The sequence below is a fragment of the Nonomuraea fuscirosea genome, from assembly GCF_003001935.1.
Classification (GTDB): domain Bacteria; phylum Actinomycetota; class Actinomycetes; order Streptosporangiales; family Streptosporangiaceae; genus Nonomuraea; species Nonomuraea fuscirosea.
Genome location: NZ_PVNG01000013.1, coordinates 87832 through 98852, shown reverse-complemented (window position 1 = coordinate 98852; position 11021 = coordinate 87832). Strand labels below are relative to the sequence as shown.

The 11021-nt window shown below is 70.0% G+C and carries 8 protein-coding genes; 2 read left to right on the top strand and 6 right to left on the bottom strand.

The window, feature by feature from the left end; genetic code table 11:
* Positions 1 to 15: 15 nt before the first annotated feature.
* The 3 genes from B0I32_RS28685 to B0I32_RS28675 all read right to left on the bottom strand — a co-directional run bounded on the left by B0I32_RS28685 (position 16) and on the right by B0I32_RS28675 (position 3580).
* Positions 16 to 1353: an ABC transporter substrate-binding protein gene (locus B0I32_RS28685; protein WP_106245072.1), complete on the bottom strand. Its 1338-nt coding sequence runs from the start codon at positions 1351 to 1353 to the stop codon at positions 16 to 18.
* A 267-nt stretch (positions 1354 to 1620) separates the two neighbouring features.
* Complete coding sequence (locus B0I32_RS28680) at positions 1621 to 3087, bottom strand: RNA polymerase sigma factor (protein ID WP_106245070.1); 1467 nt, start codon at positions 3085 to 3087, stop codon at positions 1621 to 1623.
* Positions 3088 to 3139: 52 nt separating this feature from the next.
* A complete protein-coding gene (locus B0I32_RS28675; RefSeq protein WP_106245069.1) occupies positions 3140 to 3580 on the bottom strand; it encodes a YciI family protein in 441 nt (146 codons plus the stop codon).
* A gap of 294 nt (positions 3581 to 3874) precedes the next feature.
* On the opposite strand from B0I32_RS28675, the gene B0I32_RS28670 reads away from it, so the two are divergent.
* Together B0I32_RS28670 and B0I32_RS28665 are read left to right on the top strand one after the other, a co-directional pair.
* Complete coding sequence (locus tag B0I32_RS28670; RefSeq protein WP_146178347.1) at positions 3875 to 5866, top strand: ATP-binding cassette domain-containing protein; 1992 nt, start codon at positions 3875 to 3877, stop codon at positions 5864 to 5866.
* 110 nt (positions 5867 to 5976) lie between these two features.
* A complete protein-coding gene (locus B0I32_RS28665) occupies positions 5977 to 7962 on the top strand; it encodes an ABC transporter ATP-binding protein (RefSeq protein ID WP_106245067.1) in 1986 nt (661 codons plus the stop codon).
* Positions 7963 to 8078: 116 nt separating this feature from the next.
* Here the strand turns inward: B0I32_RS28665 and B0I32_RS28660 are convergent, their stop codons facing one another.
* From B0I32_RS28660 to B0I32_RS28645, 3 genes are all read right to left on the bottom strand, one after another.
* On the bottom strand, positions 8079 to 8843 hold the full coding sequence (locus B0I32_RS28660; RefSeq protein ID WP_106245065.1) for a DUF6928 family protein: 765 nt from the start codon (positions 8841 to 8843) through the stop codon (positions 8079 to 8081).
* 160 nt (positions 8844 to 9003) lie between these two features.
* A complete protein-coding gene (locus tag B0I32_RS28655) occupies positions 9004 to 9600 on the bottom strand; it encodes a hypothetical protein (RefSeq protein WP_106245063.1) in 597 nt (198 codons plus the stop codon).
* Positions 9601 to 10635: 1035 nt separating this feature from the next.
* Positions 10636 to 10950, bottom strand: coding sequence for a hypothetical protein (locus B0I32_RS28645; protein ID WP_106245062.1), 315 nt, complete (start codon positions 10948 to 10950; stop codon positions 10636 to 10638).
* Between the last annotated feature and the right edge of the window lie 71 nt (positions 10951 to 11021).

The following is an 11021-nucleotide window of genomic DNA, read 5'->3' as shown; positions in this document are numbered from 1 at the left end:
CGGGCGGGACGGTCATCAGCCCGCGGCCTTGACCGCGTCGTCGACCAGCTGCTGCCAGGCCTTGTCGTAGGGGACGGAGCCGTCGTCCATGCCCTGGATGACCGACTCGATGGCGTTCTTGACCTGGGCGTGCTTCACGCCGAGGAAGACCGGCTGGAGGCTCGACGCCGACTTGGCGAAGATCTCACCGATGGGGGCGTCGTTGAAGAACTCGTTCTTGGCGCCCTGCACCGCGGGGTCCTGCTGCGCCTTCGTGTTGCTCGGCATGTTGCCGAAGTCGGTGAAGATGCTCGCCTCGGTCTGCGCCTGCGTCAGGTAGTCCGCGACCTGCGCGGCCTCCTTCGGGTGCTTCGACTGCTTCGGCACGGCCAGCCAGGAGCCGCCCCAGTTCCCGCCCCCGCCGGGCACCGAGGCCACGTCCCACTTGCCCGCGCCCGCGTCGCCCGCGTTGCCGCTGACCACGCCGAGCATCCAGGACGGGCAGCCGACCGTGGCGAACGCGCCCTTCTGGGTGCCCGCCGCCCACTCGTCGGTGAAGTTGCGCAGCTTGGCGGTCAGGCCCTGCTGGCTCATCTTCGAGGCGAAGTCGAAGCCCGTCCGCACCGCCGGGTTCTTGTCGACGATGAGGTTGTTGTCCTTGTCGAAGTAGGTGACGTTGCCGTTCTTGGCCGCCTCCTGGTAGAGGACCACCTGGTAGAGGGTGTTGGTCCCGTCAGCCCACTTGGTGTCCTTGACCTTCGCCTGGAACTGCTGGCCCACCTTCATGAACTCGTCCCACGTCGGCCACAGCGCGCTGACCTCCTCACGGTCCGTGGCCAGGCCGGCCTTCTTGAACAGGTCCGTGCGGTAGCAGATGCTCATGCCGCCGATGTCGGTGCCGAGGCCGAACAGCTTGCCGTCGGCGGCGACGCCGTTCTCCCACTTCCACGCCGGGAAGTCGGCCTTGCGCGACTCCAGGCCGTGCTCCTTCAGGTCGGCCCACCACTCCGGGTGCGCCTTGGCCAGGCCCATGCCGCCCTCGTCGATGCCGACCACGTCACCGGCGCCGTTGCCCGCCTGCAGCCACTGGATCATCTGCGGCCAGTACTGCTGCTCGAACTGGTCGGTGAGGTGCTCCTCCTTGATCTGGATGTCCTTGTGCTCGGCGTTCCACTTCGTGATGGCGTTCTTGTAACCGAAGTTGGTGCCGCCGCCGAAGGTCTGCACGCGGATGGTGACGGGCTCAGCGGCCGCCGACGAGGTTGGAGCGCTGGACTCCGGGGTGCTGCCGGAACCGCAGGACGCGACGGTGAGCGCCGCCGCGGCCAGGGCCGAGGCCACGGCAAGACCGCCGCGACGCTTGCTGATCATCATGGTGGACCCCTTCTCGGGTGACTGGTTGGGGAGTGCACCGCGGCACACGCTCCGCCGCGGTGGGAGTCTTGGGAGCGCTCCCACAAAGGGTGCACTTAGCCGCTCTGCCCGTCAATCCCGCGAAACGGAACCGTTACCAATGGGGCGGTTTAGCAGCCTTGAACAGGACATATGGTCTGAAACTTCGCAAAGGCCCGTTTGGGAGCGCTCCCATCTCAAGAGGCACCATTCGTGCCACATTCAGGGCAATGTCACCCAGAGTGAGTCTCAGTCGGTCCCGGCGGGCGACGTCCGGGTGGCGCCTTCTGAAGCGCCGGTGCCGGCGCGTTCCTCCACGCCGGTGCCGGCGCGTTCCTCCACGCCGGTGCCGCAGCCGGCGGCGCGTTCCTCCACGCCGGTGCCGCAGCCGGCGGCGCGTTCCTCCAGCAGGGCGCGCTCACGCGCGTTACGGGTCATACCCGCCGCCCGCTCGAACTCCGCCCGCGCCTCCGCCGTCCGCCCCAGCTTGACCAGCAGATCCCCGCGTACGCTCGGCAGCAGGTGATAGTCCTTCAGCGACGGCTCGTCCACGATCTGGTCGAGCAGCCCGAGCCCGACCGCCGGCCCGTACGCCATCGACAGCGCCACCGCCCGGTTGAGCTCCACGACGGGGGAGCGGGACAGGCGGGCCAGCGACTCGTACAGGCTCGCGATCCGCACCCAGTCGGTCTCCTCGGGAGCGGTCGCCCGCGCATGACAGGCGGCGATGGCCGCCTGCAGCGTGTACGGCCCCAGCCCCGCGCCGACTTCCCCGCCTCCGCCCGCTCCTCGACCTCTGCCCCGTTCCGCGTCGCCACCCGACCCTGCGACAGCTTCGACGGGTGCCGCACCCTCCGCCCTGGACAGCTCCTCGGCCCGGTCCAGCGCGGCCAGACCGCGGTTGATGAGCAGCCGATCCCACTTCGCCCGGTTCTGCTCCAGCAGCAGGATCGGCTCACCCGACGGACCCACCCGGGCCGCCGCCCGGGACGCCTGGATCTCCATCAGCGCGACCAGGCCGTGCACCTCGGGTTCCGCGGGCATCAGCCCGGCCAGGACCCGGCCCAGCCGCTGAGCGTCCGCGCACAGACCGGGCCGCATCCAGTCGTCACCGGCGGTCGCCGAGTAGCCCTCGTTGAAGATGAGGTAGATGACCCCCAGCACGGAGGACAGGCGCCCGGCCAGCTCGGCGCCCTGCGGCACCTCGAACGGGACCTTCCTGTCGGCGAGCGTCCGCTTGGCCCGGACGATGCGCTGCGCCACGGTCGCCTCCGGCACCAGGAACGCCCGCGCGATCTCGTCGGTGGTCAGCCCGCCGAGCACCCGCAGCGTCATCGCCACCCGCGCCTCCACCGACAGCGCCGGATGGCAGGCGGTGAAGACCAGCCGCAGCAGGTCGTCCTCGATCTCGTCGACCTCGGGCAGCTCCTCCTCCAGATCGAGACGGTGGCCGAGCTCGACGAGGTTGCGCTGGAGCCGTTCGTTACGCCGGATCAGGTCGATGGCGCGCCGCTTGGACACCGTCATCAGCCAGGCGCCCGGATTGCGCGGCACGCCCGACTCCGGCCACTGCTCCAGCGCCGCGACCAGCGCGTCCTGCGCCAGCTCCTCGGCCAGGCCGACGTCGCGCACCAGACCGGCGAGCCCGGCGATGAGCCGGGCCGCCTCGATCCGCCAGACCGCCTCGATGGCGCGGTGAGTGTCCGTAGCCGTCACCGGCCCATGAGACCAGCCCGCCCCACACCCCCGCAACCCGCCTCAGCGGTGGTCAGGCGTCGGGCTGGTCCACGCCGAGCCGCTCCCGCAGCGCCTCCTCGCGCTCACGCTCCTCGGCCGGCATCGAGTCGTCCGGTACGTCGGAGGCGTCGAACACCCGCCACACGTCCAGCCCGATCCCGTCGTGCCCCGGCGGCACCGGCACCCGCAGCGCCCACTCGATGGCCTCCTCACGCGACTTGACCTGGATCAGCCAGAACCCGGCGATCAGCTCCTTGGCCTCCGCGAACGGCCCGTCGATCACACTCGCCTTGCCACCGCTGTAGGCGATCTGCGCCCCTTGCGAGCTGGGGTAGAGGCCCTCGCCCGCGAGCAGCACCCCCGCCTTGGCCAGCGACTCGTTGTAGGCGTGCATGTTGTCCACGAGCTCCTGGCTGGGCAGTTCCCCCGCCTCGGTCTCGGGACTGGCCTTACCCACGATCATGAACTTCATCGCTCTGCTCTCTTTCGCTCGTGAACGGGCGGCCACCTCGCTTGCCGCCTCTTCGTCAACGCGTCGAACGACACAACGGCGAATCGACAGCTCCGGTGCACATCTTCTGCGGCCTTTCGGCACCGCCCCCGAACCCCCGCCGCCCAGAACCTACTCAATCCCGGCCGCCCCCTGACACCGAAGGGGATCGCACGCGAATTCCAATTCGCCCACATTGGTTTGACCGACGCCACATCGCCGGGTTACGGTCGCGTCCATGGCAGACCAATACATCCACATCGGATTGAGATACCGATGAAGTACGCCGCGCTGCTACGACTGGCCGGGACACGCAGACTGCTGCCGTTCATGCTGCTCAGCGCAGGTGCGGCCACACTCGGCCCACTCAGCACGGTGCCCCTCGGCCTCCTCGTCTCCCACGGGGGCGCCATGCCGCTGATCACGCTGCTGCTCGCACTGCTGGCCCAGGAACTCTGCACGGCACTCCGCGAACCGACCGGAACCGCCACGGCCCGCCGAATCGACGGCGTCCTCCGAGGCCGCGTACGCACCGTCGCCTCGAACCTGCCGCTCGCCCTCCTGGAAACACCGGCGACCCAGGCGGACCTACGGCTGGCCCTCCACGGCCACCGTGGCAGGACACCGGGCACGGCGGCGGTGGCCGCGGCCGGCGAGGCGAGCCGCCTGACCTCCGCCCTGCTGGGTGCGGCGATCCTGGCGCTGCACGTGTGGTGGGCGGCGCTCCTGGCCCTGTCACTCGCCCTGCTCCAGAACCGCCGCATCGCCACCATGCTCGTCGGCCCCGGCGGAGCCGACACCCTGGCCGACAGCCCCGCCCAGGCCCGCCGCCGACGCCGCGCCGACTACCTTTCCGAGGTCGCGGGAGGCCCGGGCGCCGCCAAGGAACTGCGCGTCTTCTCCCTCCAGCCCTTCTTCATCGACCGGTACGTGACCGCGATGCGCGCATTCCTCACCCCGCAGTCACGCGGCCGACGAGCCGTGGTGCGCGGATACGGAACGGTGTTGGCCCTGCAGCTGCTCTCCGCCGCCGGCACGTTCGCCCTCCTCGCCTGGCACACCGGCACGGGCCTACTCGGCCCCGGCGATCTGGCGCGCTGCGTACTGGCGGCCCTCCTGGTCTTCGCCTACGGCGCGGGCAGCCACCAAATGTTCGAACTGGCCCACGCAAGCGAGCCCTACAACGCCACCCTGCGCCTCCTCACCCCCACCCGACACCGATCCACACCCGACCACGCCACCATCGCCCCGGAAACCACCAGAAACCCACGCGCACCGAAAGACGTCTCGTCCGTCCGCACAGTGCGTATCGGCGACGCCTCTGCACCGGAAAGTGCCTCGCTCGCCCGCCTGGCGACGGACGAGGACGCCTTCGCACCGACCCGCACCTCGTCCATCCGCGACGGGAGCGTTCTCGCGCTGGACGGAGTCACGTTCGCCTATCCCGGTGCCGCGACCCCCCTCCTCCGCGATCTCCACCTCCACGTCCACCCGGGCGAACGGCTGGCCATCGTCGGCCGCAACGGCGCCGGCAAGACCACCCTGGCCAAGCTCCTCACCGGCCTCTACACCCCCACCACCGGCACCGCCACAATCGGCACCGCCACCCCCGGCACGGGCACCCCCGGCACGGGCACCCCCGGCACGGGCACCCCCGGCACGGGCATCGCCACTTTCGGCACCGATACCAGCACCGGAACCACCGGCGTCGCCACCACCACTTCCGCCACCGCGGCGGCCGTCTTCCAGGACTTCATCCGCTACCCCCTCTCCCTCCGCGACAACGTCAGCCTGGGCGACCCCGCCTTCGACGGCACCGACGCCGACGTCCTGTCCGCCCTGGAGTCGGCCGACGCGCTCGACCTCCTAGACGTCCTCCCCGACGGCCTGGACACTCCGCTCTCGCGCGCCTTCACCAGGGGCCGCGACCTGTCCGGCGGCCAGTGGCAGAAGGTGGCGCTGGCCCGAGCCATGTACGCGCTCCACCCGCACGGACGCCAGATCCTGATCGTCGACGAACCCACCGCTCACCTGGACGCCCGAGCCGAGCGCGAAATCTTCGAACGCCTGCTGCAGCGCACCCGCGGCCGCACCCTGATCCTCATCTCCCACCGCTTCGCCACCGTACGCAGAGCGGACCGCATCGTCGTCCTCGACGGAGGCGCCATCGCGGAGGAAGGCGACCACGCCGAGTTGCTGGCCGCGAACGGCCACTACGCGCACTGGTACCACCTCCAGGCGAACCTGATCACCCAGGACGCCCCATGACCACGAACCCGCCCCCGGCCACGTCCCCCGAAGCGACGTCCCCCGCGACCACCTCCACGGATGCCACCTCTACCGAAGCGACCTCCGCGGGGGCCACCTCCACGGATGCCGTGACGGCTGGCGCCACCGCCACCCCGGCAACCTCCACGGGGGCCACGACCGGCGTAACCTCCACCCCGGCGACCTCCACCACGTGGGGCACCCTCCGCACCCTGCTGGTTCTCGCCTGGCACACCGATCGCCGCGCCGGCCTGGTCCTGACCACCTTCCTCCTGTCCGGCGCGCTCAGCCACGGCCTGGTCGGCGTCTTCCTCCGGGAGTTGACCGACGCCGCCACCGCAGGCCAGGCCGTCCGTGCCGCGCTCTGGGCCGTGGCGGCGGGCGCGTCCCTGGCGGCGGGCGTCGCGCTCGGCCGCGCCGAACTGGCCCTGATGCAGGACCTGGCCGAACGCATGGGCCTGTCCGTCCAGGAGGAGATCCTCACCCTCACCTCGTCCATCCCCACCATCGAACACCTGGAACGCCCCGCGTACCTCGACCGGCTGCGGACGCTGCGCGAGGAGAGCTGGCACCTGTACTTCGCGGTGTGGGCCCTCGCCCTCGTGGTGGAGCACACGGCGCAGATCGCGTTCGGCGTGGGGCTGATGGCCGCCGTACACCCGCTCCTGCTGCTCCTGCTCGGCGCAACCGTCCTGCCCTCCCTCCTGGTACGCGGCCGCGCAGCCCGCCACATCGACGCCGCCGCAGAACGCACCGCCGAGACCACCCGCCTGGAGGAAGCGCTGTCGGAAACGATCACGTCAGCCGGCTCAGCCAAGGAAGCCCGCCTGAGCGGCGCCGCACCGGTACTGGACACGATGGCCGGCCAAAGATGGGAGCAGACCTCGGCCGCTCTGACCACAGCCGGGATCCGAGCCGCCCTGCTGACGTTCACCGGCTCGGCCACGTTTCTGGCCGGCTACGTCTCGGCCCTCGGCTACACCGCCTGGCTGGCCCGAAACAGTCAGGCCACGGCGGGGGACATCGTGCTGGTGGCCACGGTCGGCGTCCAGTTCGTCACCCAAGCCTCTCGCCTGGCCTTCCACTTCGGCTCGGTCACCTCAGGCCTGCGCGCCGTCTCCCGCCTGTCCTGGCTCCGCCACTACGCCACCACCACCCACCCGAACACGACGGAGCTCTCCGTCTCCCAGCCCCCTCCCACACCGACAACGCCGGACGTCGGAACCGCTCGCCCAGCCTCGCCGGCTCCCTCCGCCGGGAAGCCCGTTCCCGAACCGACCGTCCCAGGCGGCGCCGGCTCCCGGGACGAGCAGCCGCTGGACAAGCACCTAGACCACGGCATCACCCTGCGCCAGGTGTCGTTCACCTACCCCGGCACGTCCCGCCAGGTCCTGCGTGACCTCGACCTTCATCTGCCCGCCGGATCCACCGTCGCCCTGGTCGGATCGCACGGCTCGGGCAAGACCACCCTGGCCAAGCTCCTGTGCGGCCTCTACCGCCCGGACCACGGTGAGATCCTGGTGGACCACGTCCCCGTCCGCCACCTGGCACCCGAGTACTGGCGTCACCGCATCAGCGCGGTCTTCCAGGACCTGGCCCGCTTCGAACTCACCGCCGCCGAGACGGTCGGCGTCGGCGACCTGCCCCGTCTCCACGACTTCACCGCCGTGGCAACCGCACTCACCCGCGCCGACGCCACCGATCTCATGGCCGACCTCCCGCACGGTCCGGCCACCGAACTGGGCGACACGTTCGAGCACGGCGTACGCCTGTCGGGCGGCCAGTGGCAGAAACTGGCCCTGGCCCGCGCGTCGATGCGCGACGCCCCGCTCCTGCTGGTGCTGGACGAGCCGACCGCCTCCCTCGACGCCCCGGCCGAGAGCGCCGTCTTCGCCCGCTACGCCGAAGCCGCCCGCCGCCACCCCGGCGCCGTCACCCTGCTGATCACCCACAGGTTCCCGACCGTGCGGATGGCGGACCTGATCGTCGTCCTCGACAACGGCCGCATCGTCCAGCAGGGCACCCACGCCGACCTGGTCACCCTCCCCGGCCCCTACGCGGACCTGCACACCATCCAACGCGACGCGTTCACGTGAGCTCAGCGAGAACGCCACCCGAGAACAATTCAGCGACACCCGAAAACCGGCGGCGACCGGCCTGATCCCCGGGTCTCGACCACGAAACGCACGGCCGGGACGCCCACGGGCGCCGGTCAGGCCAGCTCGTCGAGGCCGATCTCCCCTAAGGAACCATCGCCCTGAAGCCGGAAGAACCGCGGCTCTCCCATCCGCTCCCGAATCGCCATCAGCTCGGCCCGCCGCTCCTCAGAGGTGGGACCGTCGGGATCGGCGATGCTGAACCCGAGAAGCGCGACGTCTTCAGGATCGACGTCGTCCGGATGCACCTCGCCCTCGATGGTGAAGCCGAACAGCACATGCAAGGCCACCTCACCGAGCTCGAGAGGATGGAACGGCAGCGCGTACGGCTTCGGGCCGGCCCAGGCGGGATCGGGCTCGACGGGATGCAGTCCCTCCCAGAAGGGCAACTCGAAGGGGAAGGGCTCGCCGACGTCCTCGATGACGCCGTGACCGGGGGAGAGGCTGAGGGACCGTACGAGCCGGCCGTCCTCCCACACGGCGAAGGCCAGCCAGTCGACCACGCTGTGCATGGCGTGCAGAACGAGCCTGCGACCTCCGCTCGCCGCGACGAGATGGGCGGGCAGGAGGGAGGGGTTGTCCAGCATGAAGCTGTCGGCGCAGACCAGCTCGACCCCGGGAAAGCTGGTCGCATAGGCGAGATCTTCCGGCGGCCGGACGTCGTCCGAGAGATTGCCCGGCTCGGCCGGAGAGACGACCCAGCCGGGAAAGACCCGGTCGATCAGGGCCGCCGTCGCGGAGACGTCAGGCCGGTGAAGAGTGCGGAGGAGTCCGGGCAGATCACCGTCGGAGTAGGCGATCAGACTGGTTTTCGCTCCCATGCTGCGGACTCCCGTGGCTGTGTCGCGGAGGGCTTCTGAGATCACGAAACGTATCGGGCGCGACCGACAACTTCTCGCGGGTGATCAGGAGCCGCCGCTGGACACCGGCCGGCGGTCCGGCCGTCAAGCCGCGCTACTCGCGAGCGTCGCCGCCTGGAAATCAGCGCGCCCGAGCCCTTCGGCGGACCCAGGTGGCTCCTGCCAGGACGATCGCCGCCGCCAGTACGGCGATCACCGTGACGCCGGTCCGGTCAGGGGCGGGTGCGGGTCCGGCATCGACCCGGACAGGGGTCCCGAGGGCGGTGATCAGTTCGGGAGTGAGCGGCCCCATGCCCTGGGTGCGGTCGGAGAGCCGCAGCGGGTGGTCGCCGGCAGGCAGGCGTCGGTTGCCCGAGCACATGGTCGTGGCCAGCCCCGAGTCGCGGGTACGGGCGAACACCAGGTAGCGAGCACCTTTCACGAACTCGTACCCGCAGGCCGCCCCCTGCGCCTCGGTGAACACCTCGACCTCGGCGTTCGGCGTGCCCTTGTAGACGTGGTCGCCACGGAGCCTGGCGGTGACGGCGCCGCCGTTCAGCATCGGCTCGTCCACGCGGACGTCCGTGACGGTCGCGGTGAAGACGGCCGTCGCCTCGCTTACCTGCTGCTTCGGTGTACGTATCGCGCAGCTGCAACCCGCAGCGGCGGTAACCGGACCGGCGGAAACCAGGAACAGTGCCGTCGCCATGGAGAACGCCGCGAGCACGCGCATCATCATGCCTTCATGACGTGCCGCGGACGTGATCGGTTCGACATGATGTGCGCTGGGAGCGATCGGTCGCGGAGGAGCGTCGTTGAGCAGGACAGTGCCGGTGATGTTCGGGGACGCGATGTTCTGGGCCTATGACGTGGCGCTCGGGGTTCTCTTCGTCGAAGCGGCGCGGGTCGGTGCGGAGGCGCCGGCGGATCTCCGGCCCTCGTGGTGGCCGGAGCTGGAGCAGGATCTCCGCACCCATGCGTTGGCCGGCAGCAGTTGCCGGTACGCTCCCTCCCGCCTCCGGCTGAGCGACATTGGCACTACGGAACGCCGGCCGGCCGGATCGTGCAGGGCGGATAGGCACCGGCACGTGGTCGCAGGGATAGCGGCCGCGTTCAAGGCAGGTGCGCTGACCGCCGATGCCGCACTGGAAGCCCGCAAGGTCGCTCAGGCCGATGACAGTCCGATAGATGTAAAGAGATCTACCTTCAGGCATAGAGGGCTCGCGAGATCCACCTGCGCCACAGCCGGCCGAGCGAGTTCACGCGCAGGCGTGACAGCCTCCGAGCTGGCTTTGCGTCCAGCCGTGCGCCCGCCGCACCTCTTCGAGGATGGTTGGTAGATCGCACTCGGCGAGAGCGGCAGCCACGACCGGCCCGGACCCGAACTGCGGCGGTATCTGGGTCACCACGCTAGGTTGAGCCGCCACCCTGCCGTATCGACATTCGTGGCGGGAATAGGCGTACCACTGCACATGTCGCATCCGCTCTCGTCACTGATCGCCGGAGCACAGCCGTGTCTCCGACCGTGCAGCAAGTGCTCAGCAGATTCCCTGGCTCGCAGTCACCGACATGTCCGGAGGCTGGGTAGCCATGCGAGTCACCTTCGTGCCCAAGAACAGCGGCCGGTTCAACGTGCGTTGCGGGGAGACCTTGGAGGAACTGGCCGGGAATCTTCACGCCGAGAGCAGGCACCAGGATTCACGGCAGCCTGCGGTCGGAGCCACCGCTACAGACCTTCCACCGAGGTAGCTGAGAAGCCCTGCGGTGACTGCTGTCAGACGCGCGCATCCCTGATGATCAGCTCGCCGATTCGGACCAACCGCGCGACGTACGTTCGCCCTTCGCGGCGACGCAGACGCGGGAGCAGTGCCCGCAGATCACGGGCGCACTCCTTCACGATTCGCAGCTGACGATCGTTCAGCACGCCCCTCTGACTCCCGACATAGCTGGTGATCGGGCCTGCTATGCAGGAATCAAGATAGACGACCGGCTTGTCGTAGATGTCCACGCCACGCAGGTCGTCGGGGAAGGGCAGGCCCATGTGCTCCGCCCAGAGGACGCAGACCTCGTCGTAGACCGCCTTGTTCACTCGCCGGCAGGCGCGACGCCCACCGGGCAAGCGACCCCGGCGCCTCCCGATCCCGCAGTAGCCGCTTCTGT

Coding starts and splice junctions, on each gene's coding strand:
- B0I32_RS28655 (WP_106245063.1), bottom strand. CDS start 9,600: ATGATGATGCGCGTGCTCGCGGCGTTCTCCATGGCGACGGCACTGTTC.
- B0I32_RS28685 (WP_106245072.1), bottom strand. CDS start 1,353: ATGATGATCAGCAAGCGTCGCGGCGGTCTTGCCGTGGCCTCGGCCCTG.
- B0I32_RS28670 (WP_146178347.1), top strand. CDS start 3,875: ATGAAGTACGCCGCGCTGCTACGACTGGCCGGGACACGCAGACTGCTG.
- B0I32_RS28675 (WP_106245069.1), bottom strand. CDS start 3,580: ATGAAGTTCATGATCGTGGGTAAGGCCAGTCCCGAGACCGAGGCGGGG.
- B0I32_RS28660 (WP_106245065.1), bottom strand. CDS start 8,843: ATGGGAGCGAAAACCAGTCTGATCGCCTACTCCGACGGTGATCTGCCC.